The 24,097-nt window shown below is 49.1% G+C and carries 18 protein-coding genes; 11 read left to right on the top strand and 7 right to left on the bottom strand.

Annotation, left to right across the window (positions count from 1 at the left end):
* Positions 1–113: 113 nt before the first annotated feature.
* The gene (gene ettA, locus BZG25_RS12785; RefSeq protein WP_077458796.1) at positions 114–1,781 is read right to left on the bottom strand and encodes an energy-dependent translational throttle protein EttA; all 1,668 of its coding nucleotides are present in this window, start codon (positions 1,779–1,781) and stop codon (positions 114–116) included.
* Between the two features lie 225 nt (positions 1,782–2,006).
* Between ettA and sltY the strand changes: the two genes are divergently transcribed.
* Both sltY and trpR read left to right on the top strand, forming a co-directional pair.
* Entirely contained in the window at positions 2,007–4,013 is a 2,007-nt protein-coding gene (gene sltY / locus BZG25_RS12780) for a murein transglycosylase (RefSeq protein WP_077639200.1), read from the top strand.
* A gap of 41 nt (positions 4,014–4,054) precedes the next feature.
* Entirely contained in the window at positions 4,055–4,375 is a 321-nt protein-coding gene (gene trpR, locus BZG25_RS12775; RefSeq protein WP_046075150.1) for a trp operon repressor, read from the top strand.
* Positions 4,376–4,432: 57 nt separating this feature from the next.
* On the opposite strand, the gene yjjX is transcribed toward trpR, so the two are convergent.
* Complete coding sequence (gene yjjX, locus BZG25_RS12770; protein WP_046075152.1) at positions 4,433–4,948, bottom strand: inosine/xanthosine triphosphatase; 516 nt, start codon at positions 4,946–4,948, stop codon at positions 4,433–4,435.
* Positions 4,896–5,792 (bottom strand): sterol desaturase family protein, encoded by an 897-nt coding sequence (locus tag BZG25_RS12765; protein WP_077639199.1) that lies wholly within the window; start codon positions 5,790–5,792, stop codon positions 4,896–4,898. Before BZG25_RS12765 ends, yjjX begins: the two co-directional genes overlap by 53 nt.
* A 166-nt stretch (positions 5,793–5,958) precedes the next feature.
* Between BZG25_RS12765 and eutB the strand changes: the two genes are divergently transcribed.
* From eutB to BZG25_RS12735, 5 genes are all read left to right on the top strand, one after another.
* Positions 5,959–6,939: a hydroxyectoine utilization dehydratase EutB gene (eutB, locus tag BZG25_RS12760; RefSeq protein WP_077578333.1), complete on the top strand. Its 981-nt coding sequence runs from the start codon at positions 5,959–5,961 to the stop codon at positions 6,937–6,939.
* A gap of 38 nt (positions 6,940–6,977) precedes the next feature.
* Positions 6,978–7,925, top strand: a complete 948-nt coding sequence (locus tag BZG25_RS12755; protein WP_077606446.1) for a cyclodeaminase — start codon at positions 6,978–6,980, stop codon at positions 7,923–7,925.
* 266 nt (positions 7,926–8,191) lie between these two features.
* The gene (locus BZG25_RS12750; protein WP_198535230.1) at positions 8,192–10,099 is read left to right on the top strand and encodes a S8 family serine peptidase; all 1,908 of its coding nucleotides are present in this window, start codon (positions 8,192–8,194) and stop codon (positions 10,097–10,099) included.
* Between the two features lie 13 nt (positions 10,100–10,112).
* Entirely contained in the window at positions 10,113–10,517 is a 405-nt protein-coding gene (locus tag BZG25_RS12745; RefSeq protein ID WP_046075156.1) for a hypothetical protein, read from the top strand.
* A gap of 248 nt (positions 10,518–10,765) precedes the next feature.
* Positions 10,766–12,010, top strand: coding sequence for a dicarboxylate/amino acid:cation symporter (locus BZG25_RS12735; protein WP_077639198.1), 1,245 nt, complete (start codon positions 10,766–10,768; stop codon positions 12,008–12,010).
* 44 nt (positions 12,011–12,054) lie between these two features.
* Here the strand turns inward: BZG25_RS12735 and dgt are convergent, their stop codons facing one another.
* The 3 genes from dgt to BZG25_RS12720 form a co-directional block, all read right to left on the bottom strand.
* The gene (gene dgt, locus BZG25_RS12730) at positions 12,055–13,500 is read right to left on the bottom strand and encodes a dGTPase (RefSeq protein ID WP_077578352.1); all 1,446 of its coding nucleotides are present in this window, start codon (positions 13,498–13,500) and stop codon (positions 12,055–12,057) included.
* A 97-nt stretch (positions 13,501–13,597) separates the two neighbouring features.
* A complete protein-coding gene (locus tag BZG25_RS12725; protein ID WP_077578336.1) occupies positions 13,598–14,992 on the bottom strand; it encodes an alpha-amylase family protein in 1,395 nt (464 codons plus the stop codon).
* Positions 14,993–15,200: 208 nt separating this feature from the next.
* Positions 15,201–16,106, bottom strand: coding sequence for a hypothetical protein (locus BZG25_RS12720; protein WP_077578337.1), 906 nt, complete (start codon positions 16,104–16,106; stop codon positions 15,201–15,203).
* A 681-nt stretch (positions 16,107–16,787) separates the two neighbouring features.
* On the opposite strand from BZG25_RS12720, the gene BZG25_RS12715 reads away from it, so the two are divergent.
* Positions 16,788–17,741, top strand: a complete 954-nt coding sequence (locus BZG25_RS12715; protein ID WP_077578338.1) for a LysR family transcriptional regulator — start codon at positions 16,788–16,790, stop codon at positions 17,739–17,741.
* A 28-nt stretch (positions 17,742–17,769) separates the two neighbouring features.
* On the opposite strand, the gene BZG25_RS12710 is transcribed toward BZG25_RS12715, so the two are convergent.
* Positions 17,770–18,750, bottom strand: a complete 981-nt coding sequence (locus tag BZG25_RS12710) for an MDR family oxidoreductase (RefSeq protein WP_077639197.1) — start codon at positions 18,748–18,750, stop codon at positions 17,770–17,772.
* Positions 18,751–19,183: 433 nt separating this feature from the next.
* On the opposite strand from BZG25_RS12710, the gene BZG25_RS12705 reads away from it, so the two are divergent.
* The 3 genes from BZG25_RS12705 to BZG25_RS12690 all read left to right on the top strand — a co-directional run bounded on the left by BZG25_RS12705 (position 19,184) and on the right by BZG25_RS12690 (position 24,096).
* Positions 19,184–21,505, top strand: coding sequence for a class I SAM-dependent DNA methyltransferase (locus BZG25_RS12705; protein WP_077639196.1), 2,322 nt, complete (start codon positions 19,184–19,186; stop codon positions 21,503–21,505).
* A gap of 208 nt (positions 21,506–21,713) precedes the next feature.
* On the top strand, positions 21,714–22,745 hold the full coding sequence (locus BZG25_RS12695) for an Abi family protein (protein ID WP_077639194.1): 1,032 nt from the start codon (positions 21,714–21,716) through the stop codon (positions 22,743–22,745).
* A complete protein-coding gene (locus BZG25_RS12690; protein WP_077639193.1) occupies positions 22,738–24,096 on the top strand; it encodes a restriction endonuclease subunit S in 1,359 nt (452 codons plus the stop codon). The genes BZG25_RS12695 and BZG25_RS12690 overlap by 8 nt, the downstream gene beginning before the upstream one ends.
* Position 24,097: the final 1 nt, after the last annotated feature.

Raw genomic sequence — 24,097 nt, 5'->3', positions numbered from 1 at the left:
GGAATGCGGTTTGTGGGTGGGGAAGTTGGCCATATGACTGCGAGGGCGTGAGGCGCCTATTACATCGCCCCGAAAGAAAAAGGGCAGCGTTGGCTGCCCTCATGAGTGCGGCGTTACTTGGCAACGCGCTTGTATTTGATGCGGTGTGGCTCAGCCGCTTGTGCGCCCAGCGTTTTCTTCAACCAATCGGTGTATTCGGCAAAGTTACCTTCGAAGAAATTCACTTGGCCTTCATCACGATAGTCAAGAATGTGGGTGGCGATACGGTCAAGGAACCAGCGGTCGTGCGAGATAACCATCGCGCAGCCTGGGAACTCGAGCAGAGCTTCTTCCAAGGCGCGTAGGGTTTCAACATCCAGATCGTTGGTTGGCTCATCGAGCAGCAGTACGTTTCCGCCTGCTTTCAATAGCTTGGCCAGGTGGACGCGGTTGCGTTCACCGCCGGACAAATCGCCGATACGTTTTTGTTGATCGCTTCCTTTGAAGTTAAAGCGAGAGACATAAGCACGCGCAGGCAACTCAAAGTTATTGATGCGAATAATATCGGCACCTTCCGAGATCTCATCGTAAACGGTTTTGTTGTCGTCCATACTGTCACGGAACTGATCCACCGAGGCCAATTGCACGGTATCACCGACCTCTACTGTGCCCGCATCCGGTGTTTCGGTACCACTGAGCATTTTGAACAGTGTTGATTTACCCGCACCATTGGGACCAACGATACCGACGATAGCGCCTTTTGGAACGCTAAACGACAGATCGTCAATCAAGACGCGATCACCAAACGACTTGGTTAGGTTGTTAACTTCAATGACTTTATCACCAAGGCGTGGGCCGGGTGGGATAAACAACTCATTGGTCTCGTTACGGCGTTGGTAATCGGAGGTGTTAAGCTCTTCAAAGCGTGCCATACGCGCTTTTGATTTGGCTTGACGGCCTTTCGGGTTTTGACGTACCCACTCAAGCTCTTTCTCAATGGTTTTCTGGCGGGCTTTTTCTTGTGAGGCTTCTTGCTTCAAGCGGACATCTTTTTGCTCAAGCCACGATGAGTAGTTGCCTTCCCAAGGGATGCCTTCACCACGGTCTAGCTCAAGGATCCAACCAGCAGCGTTATCGAGGAAGTAGCGATCGTGCGTAATCGCCACAACCGTGCCGGTATAGTCGACCAAGAAACGCTCTAGCCATGCCACTGATTCGGCATCCAAGTGGTTGGTTGGCTCGTCGAGTAGTAGCATATCGGGCTTCTCGAGTAGCAAACGACAAATCGCCACACGGCGGCGCTCGCCCCCAGACAGGTTTTTGATTTGTGCATCCCACTCGGGCAGACGCAGGGCATCGGCCGCACGCTCTAACGCATTATCAAGGTTATGGCCATCTTTGGCTTGTATCAGTGCTTCAAGCTCACCTTGCTCTTGCGCCAAGGCGTCGAAGTCGGCGTCAGGATCGGCATAGGCCGCATAGACAGCGTCGAGACGCGTCAATGCATCCTTCACATCCGAGACCGCTTCTTCAACGGTTTCACGCACGGTTTTGTCTTCGTCTAGCGCAGGCTCTTGCGGGAGGTAGCCAATTTTAATGCCTGGTTGCACACGGGCTTCACCCTCAATCTCGGTATCGATACCGGCCATGATGCGCAATAGACTCGATTTACCGGCCCCGTTGAGGCCTAGCACCCCAATTTTGGCGCCTGGGAAGAAACACAAAGAAATATCTTTAAGAATTTGGCGCTTAGGTGGCACGATCTTGCTCACCCGCGACATGGTATATACGTACTCAGCCATTTCTGCTCACGCTAATTGTTGTGGTGTAAAAGACGCTATTCTAACGTTAACTTTGCCAAGTTTAACAGTGATTGTCATATTCGCTGGGTAATATAGCTCATGGGCGGCAAACCATTTGCCACAGCGCGAGGGAATTTGCTGATGGGATTGTTGTCTATTCGTTGTCACACATTTTGGATGTGACACATTCGTCACGGTGTTAATTGATTAGGAGCGACCTTTAACATGGAACGATTCATCGCTTTGTCCGGGCCTTTGCGCAATGCATCTTACGCAGCGCGTCGTGGTGTCCGTGCCTTCTCCCGTTCACTGCTACCAGGGCTTATTCTAGGGGCCGCTTTTTCTCCTTCTCTCACGCTGGCGTCGGCCAGTCCAGACAGTGGGCAAATGACGCCTGCACAGCGTCAATATGAGGCGGCCATTGATGCGATTGAGCGTGGTGAATTACGTCAATTTCGCCGTCTCAAAGCCAAGTTGCGTGATTATCCACTTTATCCATATTTAGATTATCGTGACTTTACTCGCAACCTTGCAGAAAAGTCGCATGACTCGGTGACCAACTTTATTCAGCGTTACACCACCATGCCGTTTGCTAATAGTTTGCGCGCCGATTACCTCACACTATTAGCAGATCGAAAAGATTGGGCAACCTTGGTCGCTTTCCAGCCCGATGTGCCAAGGGGAGAGCGTTATCAATGTCAGTATTACTATGCTCACAGCCAAGCTGGTAACCGAGCGTTGGCGCGCAGTGGTGCCAAGTCTCTGTACTTATCCGGCCAATCGGTCGACAGTGCATGTGACCCCTTGTTTGATTACCTCTCCGAGCAAAAGCAACTCACTGGTGATTTAATCTTACAGCGGATGTTGCTGACCTTTGAAGGGCGCAATCGCAGTTTAATGCGTTACCTACAAGGACAACTTCCCGACACCCACCAAGCGACGGGAAAGCAAATCATTGATCTTTACGACAAGCCTGATCAAGTCGCTGACTTTTCCAAGCGAAGCAAAGTGACCCCCTTTAACCAAACGCTTACTCGTCTCGCGTTTGAGCGACTGGCGCGCAAAGACGAAGCACAAGCCATTCGTCATTTCCGCCGCACCGTAGAAGGGCAACATTACGATAAGGATGAACGACAAGCCATTGCCGATTATCTTATTGGCCAATTGATGAATGACGATGAGCCTGCATTAGCTGCGTGGCGCGATCGTATGCTGAGACAAAGCGACGATGATGGTCTGCTCGAGCGACGGTTTCGCTTGGCGCTGGTGGAGGGTGATTGGCACGTATTGAATCAATGGCTTTCACTGCTCAGTGATGAGGCAAAACAGTCATTAAAATGGCGATATTGGCAGGCGCGAATTCAATTAGAGCTTGGCGACAGTCACGCGGCGAACCAGGCGTTTGAAACCATGTTGGGTGAGCGTAATTTTTACAGTGTGGCTGCCGCTCAGCACCTGGAAAAGCCGATTCATATCCCTTCGCGTACCGCCGTGTTAAAAGAGGCGGGACTGATGCCTGTCAATGATGTGCTGGCGCGAGTCGATGAGCTGATTGCGCTCGATAAAATCTACGCGGCTAAGCGCGAGTGGTATTATGTGTTGCAGCGCGCCAGTGATGAGCAAATTGCGCTACTGGCCGCCTATGCCAATAAACAGCATTGGTATCATCTCGCGGTACAAGCCACCATCGCTGGAAAAATGTGGGATCACTTGTCGTTGCGTTTTCCGCTTGCCCATCAGTGGTGGTTTGAATTTTTCAGTCGCGAGCGCGGGGTGGATAAAACCACATTGATGGCGCTATCACGCCAAGAAAGCGCTTTTTTCACTCGTGCGGTCTCTCACGTGGGTGCAAGAGGATTAATGCAATTGATGCCGCGTACGGCACGTGAAACCTCTCGTCGATTAGGGTTTGATTATCAAGGGCCGGCCAGTCTTAGCGATCCTGGCGTGAATATTCGCTTGGGCAGTGGCTACTTGAAAATGATGCTTGATCGCTTCGATAGCAATCGCGTTCTCGCTTTTGCGGCATACAATGCCGGACCACATCGAGTGAGTCGTTGGCTGGCACGTTCGAAAGGGCACATGGATGCCATTGCCTTTATCGAGTCGATCCCGTTTTATGAAACGCGCCATTATGTGCAGAACGTGTTGATGTTCGATATTTACTATCGCCAACTTTTAGGTGAGCCCGTGCAATTTTTGCGAGCCCACGAGTTGGCACAGCGTTATTAATGTTACAATCGCGACCATCACGTAAAGAGCGAGAGGAACCCATGTCGCAATCGCCTGCATTTTCTGGTTGGCAAGATGTTATCGCGCTAGTGCGCCGTGCTGGACAAGATGATAATGATGATGCCTTGTTGACGGCGTTACTGACCCCCGATGAGCGAGATACCTTGGTGGCCCGGATTAATATCTTGCATGAGTTGTTAGAAGGGAGAATGAGTCAGCGCCAGTTGAGTCAGTTGCTAGGCGTGGGGATCGCGACCGTGACACGCGGCTCTAATGAGTTAAAGCGGATGGATGACGAAACCAAAAACTGGCTGGCTGATTTATTGAAACGTGAAGCTGAACAGTCCACCTCATCGACCTAATCAACAAAGCCTTAAATAGACAAACAACGGCGCCACAGGGCGCCGTTGTTATTGGTGTTAGCGATACAAGTGTGGGTGCATAAACGGAATCAGCGCCATGATTAGCGCTTGATGGTAAACGCTTGAACGTGTAAGCCGATGCCCGGTGAGCATGCCAATGGCGCCCCCTTTTTGTTTTACATTTTCAGTGGCAAACATTCTGTCCATCACATCGCCAAGCTCTTCGCCTTGATGGAGAGCGTCTAACGCCTCTTGCGGCAGAGGCAGTGAGGCTGAGCACGCCTCGCCTTGCGTTGTCCCATCATCTATCACCATCCAAGCAAAGGTATGTTGGCCGTCTAAGCCGGCTTCTACTCCGACGTAAAAGTCTCCGTCATACTCCGCTTTGGCGTGACGAACGCGGTTACAGGCACCGGCATAGGTCTCTTGCGCGGTCATTGGTTGCTCTGCGACACCACTGGCAACGGAAACGCCCGTGAAGGTGAAAAGGGTATCGGGAAAAGCGTCACGAAAGGCGGCTTCAACGGCGGATAGTTTCGCGGGATTTTTGGATGTGACGATCACCTGGTTCATGCGCCCAGTGCTCCTTTTTATTCTGATAGGCGCGCTGCAGTATACGCCAACGGAGAGGTAAACGCAGCATTCCCCAAACACGACTAGCGTCCGTCGCTTGGCCGACTTCGTTTAGACCAATTCGCATGCCTTGATGCCCTTTACGTGGCTGTGGCACATAGCTATTAAACCAGCGATCCCAGCACGATAAATTAAAGCCGTAGTTAGCGTTACACTCATGAAACCGGGTGGAGTGGTGCACGCGGTGCATATCTGGCGTGACGATAACGCGACGCAGCCAAGCGTCTAGACGCTTGGGGAGGCGCACATTACTGTGATTGAACATTGCCATCCCGCTGAGTAGCGTTTCAAACACGATCACGGCGACAACAGGTGCACCCAGTAGCGCGACTAACACGCACTTAATGGCCATCGACAGCCAAATTTCCACCGTGTGGAATCGCGCGCCTGTCGTGACATCAATGTCCATATCGGCATGATGGACTAGGTGCAGCCGCCACAACCATGGTATCTGGTGGAAGAGTTTGTGTTGGTACCAAATCGCCATATCCATCACAACTAATGTGACGAAAACCGCGACCCATTCAGGGTGCGAAAACTGATTAAAAATGCCAAAACCAGAGGCGGCGGCAAGACTGGCCGCGCCCACCGCAGAAACCGGGGCGAGTACACGTAGCGTGAGAGTATTAAATACAGTCAGTAAGATATTACCGGACCAGCGTTCTCGCCGCGTCCGAGTCAGTTTGCGTTTTGGCCAGCGCCATTCGGCGACAAGCATCACCACAAGGACGGCAACGAAAAGGCTGAGTCTAAAACCGGCTTCGTGCGCTTCAATCCAATTCATAAGTACTCCTTATCCGCTTGTAGTTTACGCGATAAGTACGTGTAACGTTTCATTTCACGGCGAAAATAGTGGGTTGGATCCTCAGCGATTGGGCAACTAATCTGTTTACTAACCGTGCTGTATTTCTCCGCGCTAACTGACCAAGCAACGCGAACGAGGAGGGAGTGTGTCACCGAGCTTGCATGATGTATACCTTGCCCGCCAAGCGATACAAGCCGTGGCGGCGCGCACACCGCTTGTTTATTCCCCGATGCTGTCTCAGCGTTATCATGCCCAAATCTGGCTCAAGCTCGAAACAAGCCAGCCGACGGGCGCGTTTAAGTTACGAGGCGCGACCTATGCATTGAGTCGGTTGCCCAAGGCGCTGCGTGAGCGTGGTGTGATCACCTGCTCGACAGGCAACCATGGCCGTGCACTTGCCTATGCGGCCAAGCAGCTTGGGATCCCGGCGACCGTATGTCTCTCTTCGTTGGTGCCTGACAATAAAGTGGACGCTGTTAAAGCAATGGGCGCGCGAGTGTGGGTAGTGGGTCGCTCGCAGGATGAAGCCGAACAAGCCGCGCTTGAGGCCGTTTCGCGTGATGGTTTGTGCTATATCCCTCCCTTTGACCATCCCGATATTATTGCCGGCCAAGGGACCATTGGGCTTGAGATCCTCGAAGATGCGCCAGATGTTGATGTGATTGCTGCGGGCTTGTCGGGGGGCGGCTTGGTGGGAGGAATTGGCTTAGCGGCGCGTACCATCGCCCCACATATCGACCTGATTGGCATTTCCATTCGAGACGGGGCTGCAATGCATGAAAGCATCATAGCGGGGAAGCCAGTAGCTGTGCCTGAATCTGAATCGTTGGCAGATAGCCTCGGGGGAGGCATTGGCCTTAATAACCAATATACCTTTGCCCTGGTGCCCCAAGTGATGACGCAACATTATCAAGTGGATGAAGCGTATATCGCCCGTGCGATGATCGATATGTGGCAGTGCGAAAATAGGTGGGTAGAAGGTGCCGCGGTAGTGGGATTGGCCGCTGCGCGTCAACACCAGTTAGATTGGCAGGACAAGAAAGTGGTGATCGTGGTCAGTGGAAACAATGTGTCAACCGACACCCTAGCAGCGGTCACAGCATTAAGTGAGCAGGTTTGTCCTTAGCTCGTCGTTGAATCTTGATGCGTTTCAAAGGAGCCCGTATGCAGTTATATCACCGTCAGCAAATCGAATCTGTCGCCACGTTTAATCGGCACAGTCTCAGCGTGATTGAAAATGCGTTCAGTGCTTTAGGACGTGGCGAGGTAACTATGCCACCAGTGTTAAGCATGGCCATTCACGAGCACAACGGCGAAGTTGATGTGAAAACCGCTCACATTCAAGGTGCTGAGCGGTTTGCGATTAAAGTCAGTCCCGGCTTTTTCGACAATCCGTCGATAGGTTTGCCGAGCCTCAATGGTTTAATGGTGGTTTTCTCGGCGTCCACCGGTGTAGTGGACGCCGTGCTGTTTGATGAAGGGTATCTCACGGATGTACGCACGGCACTCGCGGGGGCGTTAAGTGCCAAGTATTGCGCGCGTGATAATGCCAAAACGGTCACTGTATTAGGCGCGGGCACGCAAGCAAGGTTGCAAGTGGCCGCGCTGAAACTGGTTAGAGAAATAGACACGGTTCATGTTTGGGCGCGAGACAGTGCACAAGCAAAGCGGTATCAAGCGGAGGTTGAAACTCTGCTGGGGGTGCGAGTGATCCCCCACCAAGATGTGGCGCAGGCTTGTCAACAGGCCGATATTATTGTTACCACGACGCCGGCTAAACAGCCGATTTTGCATTGGCAAGATATTCCTCAGGGTGCCCATGTCACGGCAATGGGCTCGGATAGCGCAGAGAAGCGCGAGCTTGATCCTCATATTTTACACAATGCGGATTGGGTGCTGGTGGATAGACGTGCTCAGTCGGAGGTGCTGGGTGAGCTTAAAGGGTTGGCACTGTCACGATGTGTGGAAGAATTAGGAAACACAGTGGCATCGGGGCGTCCCATTGCGCGAAGTGATGCGGCGATCACCGTGTGCGATTTAACAGGGACAGGGGTACAGGATACCGCGATTGCAAATTATGTGGTCAGTGAATTGTGTAAGACGGAGGGGTGACCCAGTGATTGATGCTGTCTTATAAAACAAAAAGGTATAACTTATTACATGATAAGTGTTTTCCACTTCACATTCCTTGCATGCCTATGTAACAAAGAGGTTAATTTTTGCAGGTTTTGTTCAACTAATTAGATCTTGTGCTCTAATAATTAGGCATAAGATCACGTTTCTTGTAATAGCCTGTTTCTATTGAGGTTGTTTCTTTTTACTAATGATGGGTCTCTCAGAATTGAGACACGTCTAGTTAGTGTAAAAAGGAATGATAAATGCACAAACACAGCTCTCTTGCGCTGATTATCAGCGCACTATTTCATACCTCAGGGGTATGGGCGATGGCCCAAGTGCCAGATCCTGTCGATCCTCCTACCGAACCAGACCCACAAGCTTGTGTCTCACTGGTTGGCAATAATAGCATCGATGGCAGCCGCACCAGTGAAGAGCGTTGCTTGCCCGGTGACGATCCCTTTACGGCCGAACAATGGCATTTGCTTAACCGTGGTCAAAATGCCTTTGCTCGCGAAGGAGGCCAACCTGGCAATGACCTCAACGTATGGTTAGCCCATCGTCAAGAAGTGCTTGGACAAAACGTTAACGTCGCCGTTGTCGATGATGGGTTAGAAATTGCGCATCCCGATCTGGCCGCTAACGTCCGCGCTGGAAAGTCCTATGACTTTGTAGAGCGTGATGATGATCCTACACCAGAGGGGTGGAGCAGTCGCAATACTGCCCATGGTACGTCGGTCGCGGGGATTATCGCGGCGGTTCGTGATAATGGTATTGGTGGGATGGGGGTTGCACCGCTTGCCAACCTGCAAGGCTATAACTATCTCGAGTACCAAAGCCAGAATGCGTGGGAAATCAGCCATGGTCGCGAAGGCTATTCGGATGATGTCCGCGTATTCAACCAAAGCTATGGCGGCTCTGGTATCCGCAGTTATCCTTACAGTGATGATCCGATGAGCTATGATGGCCGTCAAAACGCCCAGTACAAAAAAATGAGCACGGAAGCCTTTGGCGGACTTGGCGCAGTTTTCATCAAATCAGCGGGAAATGGTTATAAGCGTACCTCATTTAATCGTGAGCGCTTCCGTCCAGCGGACGATAACCATGGGTTACCGTGGCAAAACAGCAACCAATCATCCAGCAATGCGAATTACTGGAACGTGACGGTGAGTGCGTTGAATGCCGATGGTGAGCGTTCATCCTATTCCTCAGTAGGCAGCAGCGTCTTCTTGACCGCGCCGGGTGGCGAGTATGGGACCGATAAACCGGCGCATATCACCACAGATTTGACCGATTGTACCATGGGCTATAACCGCGACGATCGTATTCCTTATGAGTCACACGATCTACACGGTGGGACAGAGATAGACAACACCTGTGATTTCAACAGTGTGATGAATGGTACGTCTTCTGCAGCGCCAAATACCTCAGGGGCATTTGCGTTGATGATGTCAGCCTATCCAAATCTGTCGCAGCGCGATATTCGCCACCTATTGGCGACAACCGCGACACGCGTGGATGCAGACGATGCCGATGTGCTTTTAACCTATCAAACGGCACTTGGTGGCGAGCGCACGGTGACTGGCCTAGAAGGTTGGAAGCAAAATGCCGCGGGGCGCTGGTATAGCCCAACCTATGGATTTGGTTTGATTGATGTTAATGCGGCACTCGAAGCCGCGAAGACATATCAGCCACTTCCTGCACAAGTGTTCACCGATTGGGCGTGGTCTTATCACAACCAAGAGGGTGAAACTGGACTCGCGATTGCAGATGCTGGGGCGGTGGCGACAGCAGACAGTGTGCAAGTCGCTGATAACCTCACTATCGAGGCGGTACAAGTGCGGGCTTCGATCGAACACAGCCGTATGTCTGATCTGCTCATCGAGTTAGAGTCGCCCGCAGGGACTCGGAGTGTATTGATGTCTCCACGCAATAGCATGCTATCGAATACGCTAGATAGCACCTACCCAGAAGGCTTTACTGACCACTTGATGCTCAGCCATAAGTTCAATGGTGAAGTATCGCAAGGGCAATGGACACTCTACGTCACAGATACAGACGGCAAGACGCGTCAATACAGCCTAGGGGGTGAGGTGAAGTCGATGGCGAATAACAGCGTGAATGGTAAATTGACGCAATGGTCACTGCGTGTCATTGGTCACCGTGGTTAATAGGAGACGAAGTATGAAAAAATTAATGATAGCCCTCGCCGTCATGGGTATCAGCCTTGGTGTAAGCGCAGGCACGGTACAGCTAAATGGCAAAGATTATGTGGTCGTCGAAACCGACAGCAACGCGCGTAATATGAGTGGCGAGCAAATGGGTGTCATGGTCGGCGATAAAGTCGCTGTATCGGCACAAAGCACACCATTAACGGTCACTGGCTCGATTTTGGTCAAAGTCAGTGAGGCAAGCGCCAGCCAGCTCGCACAAAAATACGGCCTCGACTTTGTCAGTTACCTTGATGGCGTGGCGTTGCTGGAAGCGACCCCAGGCACCAATGTTGCTGAGTTAGAAAAAGCGTTGAACCAAGAGTTAGAGACCCCTGTTAACCTTGAGCTCAATCCGCAAAATCAGCGTCCCCAATAAGCAAAAATAGTGCTTATCAACAAGCCCGTCTTTTTAGGCGGGCTTTTTATCATTGTCTGTCCCCATTTTGTAGCGAAAAGTGTGGCCAAACTTTCCAACTAACCATTTTGTTACTAGATATTCCAGATTGTTCATAATTTTTACATGAGCCCAGTCTGACAGCTTGGTATGCTTTATCGCTTCTTGGCGCCAAAAAAATAGACAAATCATCATTATGCAGCTGCAATGCTGCCAGTAGGGAAAAGACAATGTGGAAAACCCTTAGACATTCTTTGCCATTGCAAATTGCGGTGGCGGCCGCACTAGCTTGGCTGGTGGGCACGGTATTCGGCCCCATTGAGAACGCGGAACAGACCACTTGGTATCCGTTGCTTATGCTTGCCAAGGTCAGTTATATCGGTCTACTCAAAGCCGTGGTCGGCGTGATGGTATTGCTCTCGTTACTGGAAGGGATCAGTAATATTGGCAATGTGGTTCGCCTTAAGCGCTTAGGTGGTGCAACACTTTTGTTTTACGGTTTTACCACCACCATTGCGATCACCATTGGTCTTGGTGCAGCGCTGATGATGCCCGAATGGCAACCGCTCACCAATGCACCGCCTGTGGATGAGAGCATTAGCTTTATCAACCAAGAGGCCGCGGGTGCCGGAGCCATTGCCACCAAACTTATCAATATGGCGTTGGTGAACCCGTTTGCCGCGGTGACTCAGGGTAACCTTTTGGCAATTGTAGTGTTCACCATTTTGTTCGGCATTTCGCTGATTGTCGCGCTGCCAGAGTCGCACCCATTATTCGAGACCATTCGCGGGCTGAATAAAGGCATTAACACTATGGTGGCAGGGATTATCAAGCTGGCGCCGTTTGCGGTGTTTGCAATTGTTTTCCAATTCTCCCATCAAGGGGATAACGATCTATTTGGCCAGTTATTCAGTTTCGCCGCCCTGGTGTTTGGACTCACGATGGTCCATGCAGTGATCGTGTTGCCGCTTATTGCACGCGTTGCTGGCGGCATTGGCTTTGTGAGCCTGTTTCGCGCCATTTCTGCACCGCTGGCGATGGCGTTTGCCACCTCATCCAGTGCTGCGACACTGCCCGTTTCGATGCAGGCGGCTAAAGACGAGCTCAAGGTTACCTCGTCGACCGCGAGCATGGTCTTGCCGTTGGGCGCGGTGATGAATATGGATGGCACCGCGTTATTTGAAGGCATTGCTGCAGTGTTCTTGGCACAACTGTTCGGGATTGATCTGTCAACGACCGGCATTGTGATGATCTTCATTATGGCGATGGTTTCGTCGGTAGGCGCGCCGGGCATGCCGTCAGGCTCGATGTCGGGTATGCAGTTGGTGTTGCTGGCTGCGGGGATCCCACTGGAAGCCATTGCTATTTTGCTGATCATTGAGCGCCCACTCGACACCTTCCGTACTGCGGTCAATGTGCAAGGCGATTTGATAGGTGCCACGGTGATTGATAAGTGGCAAAAGCGCTTTGGCTAATGGCTATATCGCAAAAAACCGCTCCCAACCACGGAGCGGTTTTTTTAGCCCTCTTCAATCACATGAAAGGCGCGGTATTCGTCGAAAGCGTATTGGTCCGTCATACCGCTGATATAGTCAATCAACAGGCGAGTACGAAAATAGAACTCTCGCGCAGTAGAAGAAGGGATCTGCTCCGCCAGTGCCTGTTTTCGTACCGCGTCGCGATAGGCTTTTTTATGTTTTTCAGGCAGCTTTTTAAATAGCCGCTGGGTGTATATCGACGCTTGTAGCTTGACCGGCTCGCCGTTGACTAAAGCCGTAAACACCTCACTGGGTAAGGTGAGGAGTGGACGATAGATGCTCATCAAACCATGGATGACGCGATAACCTTGTAGCTCGCGGCGTTCCACTTCAGGGTGGCAAAAGGCATGCGCTTTGGCGACGTTTTTAAAGGTTTGCACAAGTAAATGATTGACGCTGTTATCTTCAATTAGCGCGTGATTAAAGGTGCCATCAATAACAGCGGGTAAATGGTCGATAAAGCGTTGGGCGGCATGGCGAGGCAGGCGTTTATTGACCTCCACACGCAAGAAGACAAAAAACTGACTGTCACTACCGTGGCTGCGCTTTTCCGCGTTCTCTAACATGGTCGCCATGGTGTTGGCGTCATGCCCTTCACTGGCCTGGGTAAGCTGTACAAAGGTTGCTTTTAGGGCCGCTTTCAAATCCGCGAGAGTCAGTACGCCTTTTTCAACGGCGTCCTCTAAATCGGCAATGCCATAAGAAATATCGTCGGCCGCTTCCATGATGTAACTGACTGGGGCCCGACAGCCGGGCGAGATGGCGAGCGTTTCTTGTAAATCGCCGATGTACGCTTGTTCACTGAGAAAATAGCCGACCTTCTTTTTCAGGTAAGCGCGCGCGTCGTCATTCGCAGGTTTCGGCTCGCTACCACACCGAGTGTATTTAAGAATGCCGGAGACTTGCGAATAGGTGAGGTTCAGCTGTTGTAAGGTATGGATCAGCCGTATGCCTTGTGCGTTGCCTTCAAAATGACAGAGGTCGCGCTGTACCTCTTCAGGCAGTTCGTCATTAAAATGTTGGCGGTAGATAGACGGGACGTGCTCACTGAGCCAATCACTGAGCGCTTGTTCGCCAAAGTGTCCAAACGGTGGGTTACCTATGTCGTGCATGAGGCAAGCCATCTCAACCAAGGTCTCCAAGCAGCGGTCGAGCGGGGGAGCGAGTTGCGAGGCAGACAGTTTGTCGGCAATCAGTTGACTGATATAGCGCCCGACTTGCTGGACCTCTAAAGAGTGGGTGAGACGGCTGCGCACGGCGGCATTGCGTTCAAGAGGGAAAACTTGGGTTTTTTGTTGCAAACGGCGCACGGCAGCAGAGTTAATGATCCGTCCACGATCGCTTTCAAACTGCTTCATCAAATCGCCGTTTGTTTGCGTTCTAAAAGGCCGATCTGGACGGATTTTTTGCTTAAAATTCACAGTCATCATGACACCCAGCTTGTCCACTTTTTAAGATAGAGTGCGGCGGATTTCACTGACTGTCAATCCGCCGCTTGGCATAGCAAGACGGCGGCGACATAGATTAATGCATATACATCTGCGCCGAGCGGGCAGGAATGGTGATGGTGTGAAAATCCGATGAGACGGTGGTGGTCGCATCACTTAACACATCATAATAAGGGCGATACCAGTTAAGTGGGTATTCGCGTGTATTGATGGTGTAAGATTGAGGCTCTCCACACTTATTGATCGCCACAATACCGGCTTGGTCGCGCTTAAATAACAGCAGACATTGGGTGCTGCCAATTACCGTCATTGGCTCACCATGCATTGCATTATGAAAGCGGAGCATGGCCTTCATCGCAGGCTGCTTCCACACGCCTTGCCACCGGCCGTTATCTTTGTCTTCGTTTGCAGAAAGCTCATCACTATAGATCAGAGGACTCCCTCCGTCTTTGCCAAGAATATAGGCATAGGCGAGCGCTTCATCAGTGGGGTTCATGATTTGGTAGCGAAAGCCATCGTTAGTCGGTATGTCGTGGGTAATGGTAAAGGTGATCGCGCGGTGTTTATCCAGCGCTTGACCAACACTTTCAGGATGATGCAACTGAGTGAGGCTACCTTGGAACGAAAACGCGCGACGCATTTGTGAAAATAAAGGAAAGTCATAAGCGCTATGGGTGGTTTGTTGTAAATAAGGCAAAAGAAACGCCTCATAGCTTTGATCGCCGGCCCCACCGCTGGTGATCACCTCGCCAAAAATATGCATGCCTTCACGAATGGCATCCGTAAAGACCTGATTGATGTGATACATGCTCATATGTTTGACTGCATCGACCCGAAAACCTTTCACGCCCATGGCTTTTAGTGCTGATAGATACGTACGCTGTTGTTCAACCACCCACTGATTCGGGTCTAAATCGGGTAAGCCTGCATCTCCCTCTCCACCACACAAACGCCAATATTGCACATGGCCTGGGTCATGCCACTGAGTGATACAGCCTTCAGGATGAAAGTCCGTGCTGGAAAACAAATGCTGCGAGAGCTGCCCAAACAGCTTTTGCTGCTCGAACGCTTCTTGGTTTTGTGCGTAGTGTTCTAAGACGTGTGCGCTGGGGTAATTAAGATCGTCACGTAATCCGCTTTCATTCGCCATGTGGTTGAGCACCACATCGGCATAAACAGCCACACCATGCTGGTCGAGGGCAGTGATCATGGCTTGAAAGTCTTGTTTATTTCCGAGAGGAGAGTCGATAACACGCAGATCTTGAGGTTGATAGCGTGCCCACCACGCTGTGCCGGACGACTTCATGGCCGGCGCCACTAACACCTTTTTGTAGCCAGCCTCAGCAATGTGTTCCGCTCTTGCTTCTACAAGCTGATACGGCCAATTAAAAGCGTGTAAAATGGCTGTCGCGTTGGTGTTTAAGGATACAAAGAAAAAAAGAGGAATTAACGCATAGTGTATTATTTTCATTATAAGCACCTTAGTTATTGGATGTGCTTATAATGTATTGACTATTTTGTTTTTAGGCGCGAGATAAAAACTGAGTCTAGAAGAAAAATCACATTCGGTAGGGGAGAAAAAATCGATAGTTTGACTGACTTATCAAATGTGGTGTTGGTAGAGGAGAAAAGAAGCACTGCAGGAAAAAGGCAGTGAATTTGCCTGCAGTGTATAGCGTTTACTTGATGGTGAAGCCTAAATAAGCTTGGAACTCATTATTATCGAAGATATCTTTGTCTTTTTCATTTCCTTGGGCATCTTTGAATTCCCAGTTAAATGCTTCATAGGAAACACCTGCATGCCAAGAGAAATGTTCATTTACCGCTTTTTTAAATTCTAATTCAGGCTGGATATGCGCATAGGCCAATGTTGTATCTGAGTCTGGCGTATGATAGGCCTCAACATAGTTCTCGATATTAAACATGAAGCCAGCAGGAAGTGGTAGCGAGTAAGTTAGATAGTTTTCGGTACCAATCTGATAGTCGTACTCTTCCTCCTCTGTGTCGTAGTAATCGAAGTTATACCAAGCGAGTTCGAGGTTCCAGTGCTTAGACAGATCGCCGGATAGGTAAAAGTTAGTTTCGACGCCACTTTTATTTTTCAAACTATCATCATTAGCGTTACCAAGCTGAGCCCATAATTCGATACCGAATGAAAAATCTTTTCCACCCAGAGTGACATCTTTACTGAAGTAAGGTGCAATAATATATTGTTTAGTATCTGAAGAGTCGGACTCATCACTGGCTTTCCATGATGCGTCGTAGCGGAATAAATAATACATGGTTGCATCAAAACTGCCGACACTTCCTGCACCTTGTGCTAAGCCAAATTGGGTATCCCAACCTTCTTTTCTTGCTTCACCTTCATTTTTAATGAAGTCTTTGTCGACATCAAAAAGAAAGCTGTAATCGTCGCTGAGTTTATAAGACCCTTTACCAATAGTGACTTCGGTTTTAGTGAGGCCTTTTTCATAATCATTAATCTTGACTTCACTAGTCAGTGAACCGAGCTCTCCAGCAAAACTGGTGGCACTGACAAGCGTGATTGCAGCGGCAACCGCTGTTTTTTGGATAGTATTACTCACTTTAAAGTATCCCTTCTTTAAAAAACATCTGAGTACTGTCGCGTTTTAATTATTCCTCGTGCACGCATTACTCCATTGAACGCAACGATACACGTATCGGCTTTTTATCCGATAAATAACACTTAGCGACAGTCTATTCCTTGACGTTCGCTTATGTATTAGCGATGTAAGCGTCATCCACTTGTGTCGAGTGAATGTGGATTTATGCTAGCAATGCGTCAGTAACATGACAACGGTGTTAATAATGAGTTAAGTGTCAATTAGTATTTTTGCTCTATTTTTTCTGCTGGAAGTCGCACCAATCACCATTCAGGTTTTGTTCAGCTCGAATAAATGACCAATATAAGGGATAAAAAAAGTACTAACCTCTATGTGATTGAATTTTTAGTAATCGATTACTCGATAAGTGCTCTTTTTAGTAGTGATAAGCATCGTTTGTGAATTTTTATTCATTTATAGCAGTAAAGAGAGTAGAAGGTTCTCTTTATAATTAGGAGTTATATAAAAATGGAAAGCATAATTATCCAGCGATTAATCAGGCCATAGTGGAAGCAGGCTGAAGAGTAAGATGATAATTTTGTGTACTCTCCGAGCGTTTGTTAACCCAACGCATACCAAGAGGGTGTGTTTTGTGGTGTATTGGAGAGACTATTCATATTGGATTGTCATGTAAGTGTGGCTATGGAAGTAGAAGAGATCTATCGGCGAGACTTAAACCTGCTGGTTGCACTGCGCATTTTAGTCGAGGAGCGTAGTGTGAGTCGTGCGGCAATGCGCTTAAACTTGAGCCAATCGGCAATGAGTCGCGTGTTAGGACGGTTGCGTGATTTGTTAGCTGACCCATTGTTTAGTCGTCAGGGGCAGTCGCTTATCCCGACAGAAAAAGCGTTGTCAGTCAATCGTGCTCTGGATGAACCGCTCGCATCGTTACAGCAAATGTTAGCACCGAGTGATTTTAACCCCGGCACGTGTGATCATACCTTTACCATCGCGACAACTGACTATGCGATGCAAACAATCTTGCCATTTGCGCTGCCGCGTATCTATCAGGAAGCCCCTCAAGTGGCATTTGATTTTCAACCGTTGCAGAACGAACAGTTAAAAGAGCAATTGACATACGGCCGAGCGGATTTGGCTATTTGTCGGCCGAGTAACCCGCTTGATCCCCTTCATCATGAGACGCTTGGGCGGGTTGGGGTACAATGCTTGGTCTCACAGCAGCATCCACTGGCAGGAAAGTCCATGACGCTGGATGACTATTTGCGATTCCCCCATGCGATGATTGCCATCAGTGATGGGGTGAAAGCACTGATTGAAAGCGCGCTAGCTGATAAACCGAAACGAAGAATGGTGCTCCGAGCTTACCACTTAGAGGCAGCACTCGCGATTATCGACACGATGCCTTTAATTATTACCGTGCCAGCTGACCTAGCTTATCTCGTCGCGGAGCGTCATCAACTGGTGGTAAAGTCGCTACCATTTCATTTTACCCCCTTTGACTACTCGATGATTTGGCATCCACGCTGTGAATATTCACCTGAACATGAGTGGCTACGAAGTGTGGTGAAAGAGGAGTGCGGGAAGTTGATAGCGAAGCGAGTCGAAGACATACAGTTAGACCAAGTAAGGCTCTAATGAGCCTTACTTGCGAGTACTCAGACTATTAAAGCTTTATCACGGTGCGACCAGAGATTTGTCCTCTAATAATTTTTTCTGCAAATTCAGGAGCCTCACTTAAATTGATCTCATGGCACGCTTGCTCAAAGTAGCTCTCAGGCAAGTGGTTTACCAATGCTTGCCACGCGGCGATGCGCTTTTTTCTTGGGCAGCTGACGGAGTCAATGCCTTGTAGGCGTACATTACGAAGAATGAACGGCATGACGCTGGTAGGAAGGTCAAACCCACCGGCTAAGCCACAGGCAGCCACAGTACCGCCATATTTGACTTGGCTGAGTGTTTTAGCCAAGACTTTGCTGCCTACGGTATCAATAGCGCCTGCCCAGCATTGTTTTTCTAATGGTTTTGCCGGTGTTTCCATCGTACTGCGTTCAATAATCTCTGAGGCGCCTAATGCTGTGAGGAACGGTTGGTTCTCGTCAGCTCGGCCTGTGACTGCGCCGACTTGGTAGCCGAGTTGAGCTAATAAGGTGATCGCGACCGATCCCACACCACCACTGGCTCCTGTAACCAATATCGGTCCATCTTCTGGTTTGATATTGGCATCGAGTAAGGCCTGAACACAGAGCATGGCGGTTAAGCCAGCGGTACCTACCATCATGGCTTGCTTAGGTGTCAGTGCATCGGGCAAAGGAACAAGCCAATCGGCTTTTAAACGCGCTTTTTGAGCCATTCCGCCCCAATGGGTTTCACCGACCCCCCATCCTGTCAGAACGACATGGTCGCCTTCTTGGTAGCGGCTGTCTTCAGAGTGGATTACCTGACCAGCAAGATCAATGCCTGGTACCATAGGAAATTCGCGAACAATTTTCCCTTTGCCAGTGATAGCCAAGCCATCTTTATAGTTAAGGGATGAATAATCGACAGCAACGAGTACGTCACCATCAGGGAGTTGAGACTCATCAAGTTGCTCGAGAGATGGAAGGGTTTGCTTGTTTTCTTGCTTAAGAACGAGCGCATTAAACATATCAGTCTCCTAGACGATAGCAATGGTGGAATGGCTCTCAGTCTAACGCTGACACATCTATGAACTAAATGAAACTTAAGCATTGCCTGTATGCGTTTTAGTCATGACTTGCTCGCTTGAGAGTAACGATGTGCTACTTTCCCAGCTTGTATCACAGGTATGTAGCTCACTGGCATACAATGTGGCGACCCAGGGCGAGATTGCGAACGCTTTTTGACCTGCTCTTTGCTTCATTGTGTGCGGTTATTGTGGGGGTTAAACAGATATTAGATGCAACCCCTCCATATAAAAGCTGGTTGGATTCAGTATCGATTTATATTTGGTTATTTGATTCAAGCGTCCGAAAGGGCGCTTTTTTGTTAGAGGTCGCTGTCACCACAAGAGCCGTAAGGTACAATCTCCCCAATTTTCGTCAGTTTGATTATAAGAACTTATGACCAACAACAACTTCTCCCAAACCGCTGCCTTCATTTGGTCGGTGGCTGACCTGCTTCGCGGTGACTTCAAACAATCTCAATACGGCCGTGTGATCCTGCCATTTACCCTGCTTCGTCGTCTTGAGTGTGTGCTTGAGCCAAGCAAAGATGCCGTGGTTGCCGAATATGAGCGCATCAAAGCGATGAGCCTGCCAGAGGATGCGCAGGAAAAGTTCTTGCTGCGTGCAACAAAATCGCCAGCTCAGCCTGATGGTTTGTCATTCTTTAATACCTCGCCAATGAACCTTGGCAAGATGGGACAAAGCAACATCAAGGCGAACCTTGATAAATACGTGCAGTCATTCTCAAAAGATGCGCGGGAGATCTTCGAGCACTTCAAGTTTGATGAATTTGTCGGGCTGCTGGAAGATGCCAACCTGCTTTACAAAGTGGTGAAGACATTCGCCACCACCGACCTTAGCCCAAGGAAAATCTCAAACTATGAGATGGGCTTGGTGTTTGAAGAGTTGATCCGCCGTTTTGCGGAGAGCTCGAATGAAACGGCGGGTGAGCACTTTACGCCGCGTGATATCGTGCGCCTGACCACCTCGTTGGTCTTTATGGCCGATGATCAGGCGCTCAGCCAAGATGGGATTATTCGTACCATTTACGATCCAACCGCCGGTACGGGCGGTTTCTTGTCTTCAGGCATGGAGTATGTGGCGGAGATGAACCCTAACGCGGTGATGCGCGCGTTTGGTCAAGAGCTAAACCCAGAATCCTACGCGATTTGTAAAGCCGATATGCTGATCAAAGGGCAAGACGTTGACCGAATCAAGCTAGGTAATACCTTATCCAATGATCAACTGCCTGCCGACAAATTTGATTATATGTTGTCCAACCCGCCGTTTGGAGTGGATTGGAAAAAAATTGAAAGTGACATCAAAGATGAGCACCAGCAAAAAGGCTTTGATGGGCGCTTTGGCGCAGGCTTACCGCGTGTGTCTGATGGTTCGCTGCTGTTCTTGATGCACCTTATCAGCAAAATGCGTGACAAGAAGACTACGGACAACCAAGTTACCGATGGTGGTCGTATCGGCATTATCCTCAATGGTTCACCACTCTTTACCGGTGGCGCGGGTAGCGGTGAGAGTGAAATACGCCGCTACATCCTTGAAGCGGATCTACTTGAAGCGATTGTCGCGCTGCCAACCGACATGTTCTACAACACCGGCATTGCGACCTATGTTTGGGTACTGACTAACAAGAAAGACCCAGAGCGTAAAGGCAAGGTGCAGCTTATCAACGCGGCTAACCTCAGCACGAAAATGCGTAAATCATTAGGATCTAAGCGTCACTATTTAACGGATGACGAAATTCGCACCATCACCAAAAACTTTGGTGACTTTGAAGAAATTGATACATTGACCCAAGATGGTGTGACGGACAATAAAAAACACTTCGCCAGCAAAATCTTTAATACGCATGAGTTTGGCTATCGTCGCCTCACCATCGAGCGTCCATTGCGTCTCTCCGCACAAATCACCGATGAAGCAGTAGAATCATTGCGCTTTGCACCTAAGCCGTTTAATGCCGTCATGCAGGCGGTCTTTGAGCAATTTGGCACTGAGTGGACGGAAGACACCTACGGCTCATTGATTGACGTGGAAAAGGAAGTTCGCGTCTTGATCAAAGCCGACTTCCCAGAGCTGAAAGAAAAGCAAATCAAAGACGTGCTGGATAGCAAGCTGTGGCTCAATCAAAAAGCCCTGATGGATGCGGCAAAAGCCCTGCAAATTGCTGTGGGTGACAGTCTTGGTGGAAAATCGCAGCAATCCGACGATTTCAACCAGTTTGAACTGACGCTAAAAGGCGCGTTCAAGGCTACAGGCATCAAGTTCGATGCCAAGCAGAAGAAGCAATTTATTGATGCGGTAACGTGGAAGAACCAAGATGCCGAACCTGTGATCAAAAAAGTGCTGAAAGAAGAGGCACAGCCGCTATACGGTGCATTTGATTACAAAGGCAAAGTGGTTGAGTTCCAACAAGATGGCGAACTGCGTGATAACGAGAATGTACCGCTTGACCCAAGTGTCACCACCATTCGCTTGATTGAGAGATACTTTGCACGCGAGGTGCAACCACACGTTGCCGATGCGTGGATCAACGCGGATAAGCGTGATGAAAAAGACAATGAGATTGGTGTGGTGGGTTATGAGATCCCATTCAACCGCCATTTCTATGTTTACCAACCACCACGTGCACTGGAAGCCATTGATGCTGAGTTGGATGCGGTCAGTGCAGATATTATGAAGTTACTGCAAGAGGTGCATTCGTGATCCATATGTATCGTCTAATTGCTTCATTTCGTGTTGCTAAACGGTTTTGTCAACAATTTTACTTGACTAAAAATGACGGTGTGGTCGATAATGTTACTAACACGCCCACCAAGCCTATGCACTGCAAGCTCAAATTGAGTGGGCTTTTTTCTGCCTATAATTTTCCTCAACTGGCTATTTGTTTCGCACCACTCATGGAGGCGAACTGATGGCAACCTTTACCAAAACCGCTAAAGCATTAGATGAACAAATCGCTTTGTTGCAAGAGCGTGGTCTAACAATTCGCGATCCAGAACGCGCCAAGCGTTACCTTGAGGTGATTAGCTTCTTTCGTCTTTCTAGCTACATGCGCCCTTTCCAAGTACCGAATGATCAGACTCACCAGTTTAAAGCTGATGCAGAGTTTAAATCAGTGGTTGAATTGTATGCTTTTGATCGTGAATTGCGCTTACTTATCATGGATGCGATTGAGCGCGTTGAAGTCGCTGTACGCGCAACATTTAATAACCATATGGGGACGAAATACCAAACCGAAGAACCGCATAGCGGCTCACATTGGTACTTGAACGAATCTCTGTTTAAGCGTGATTACAACCATAAGCGGATGTTGAGTGAGGTCGAACGATGCCAAAGTCGTGACACCAGCGATTTGCAAAAAGACATCAATAAGATTAACCGCAGCAGACAAAGCAAAGAAGAAAAAGCAAACAGGATTGAGAAAAGAGTGCGTGAGCGCTACCCACGCTTTTATCAGCACAACTATCAACATCCACGCTTGATGCCAAGCTGGGCAATGGTCGAAGAGTTGACCTTCGGCACCATATCACACCTCTATGAAGGGCTAGCGAAAGATGCTGATCGTAAAGGCATCGCCAAACGTTTTGATGTACCTCAAGAAGTGTTTGAGAGTTGGCTGCGTACCCTTAACTTTGTTCGTAACTGTTGCGCGCACCATAGTCGTCTGTGGAACCGTGAACTTTCTATACCGCCCAAAGTGCCTCATGGCGAGCACTGGCAGCTTCCGCATCGATTAGAGCCAAGCAAGGTGCAACCTAGCCGTCGTATCTATATGGTGATGTTGATGCTGGCGCATTTGATGCGGCAAATTAGCCCAGATAGCCAGTGGCATAACAAAGTCAAAGCTTTAGTAACCGTAATGTACCCAAATGTGCCTCTCGCACCGATGGGATTCCCTGAAGATTGGCGTACACATATTTTTTGGGGTGGGGAAGATGAGTAAGTATCAGGCGTATCCAAAATACGAACCAATAAACGCAGAGTGGCTGAGCGAGATTCCGATAGGTTGGAGTACAACACCACTTAAACATGTCGCAAGTATCAACATGGGTCAATCGCCAAGTTCGGACGATTGCAATATTGATGGTATTGGTGTTCCTTTCTTACAAGGTAACGCTGAGTTTGGTGTTAAATCTCCGACAGAAAAGCAATTCTGCCCTATTCCCAAAAAAGTGGCTAAGGCAGGAGATTTGCTGTTTTCCGTTCGTGCTCCAGTAGGGTCACTGAATTTCGCCAATAAGGATTTTGGTATAGGTAGGGGACTTTGCAGTATTAGAGGAACCAATGCGATATCGCAATCTTTTCTTTGGTGGGTATTGCCATCATATAAATATCAATTTGATGCAATAGCAACAGGAAGTACATTTGAGGCAGTATCTGCGGAAGAGGTAGGAAATCTCAACTTAGCGTTACCACCTATTCTCGAACAAACCCAAATCGCCAACTTTCTCGATCACGAAACCGCCAAAATCGATACCTTGATCGAAAAGCAGCAGCAACTGATTAAACTGCTGAAAGAAAAGCGCCAAGCGGTGATCAGCCATGCGGTGACTAAAGGCTTGAACCCGCACGCACCGATGAAAGATTCTGGTGTGGAGTGGTTGGGGGAAGTGCCAGAGCATTGGGGTGTGCTGCGTCTAAAGCATCTAATTGAATCATTAGAGTCAGGAGTTAGTGTAAACGCTGCTGATATTCCCGCTCGCACTGACGAAGTTGGTGTTTTAAAAACTAGTTGTGTATATACGTGTACATTTAGGGCTGAAGAAAACAAGACAGTTGTGCCAGAAGACCTCCATCGCGTGAAGTGCCCTGTTAGGAAAGGGGCGATTATTATTAGCCGAATGAATACACCTGAACTTGTCGGAGCTAGTGCACTCGTCACCGAAGATGTTTCAAATGTCTACTTGCCTGATCGATTATGGCAAACAAACTTTAATCAAAAGGTTGATTTAGATTCTGAATACTTAGCTCATTTTATGACTGTCGAGGGTTTTCGGGTTCAGATTTCTCTCGCAGCAGAGGGGGCAAGTAGCAGTATGCAGAATATTGCAAAAGAGGACTATTTAAGTATCAACTGCCTTCTTCCACCATTGAGCGAACAGCAGCAGATAGTCCAACACATTAGACAGCGACTTGAGTATTTCTCAAAGTTGGATAGTAATGCCAATGATGCTGTAAGTCTTTTAAAAGAACGCCGCACCGCCCTAATATCAGCTGCGGTCACTGGCAAGATTGATGTGCGCAACTGGCAAGCACCAACATCTCAAGAGCAAGCGTTGGAACAAACCGCCTAAT

This window comes from Salinivibrio sp. ML198 (assembly GCF_001996015.1).
GTDB classification, from domain to species: domain Bacteria; phylum Pseudomonadota; class Gammaproteobacteria; order Enterobacterales; family Vibrionaceae; genus Salinivibrio; species Salinivibrio siamensis.
Note: the sequence above shows the minus strand (reverse complement) of the source record. Positions and strands in the feature narration are given on the sequence as shown.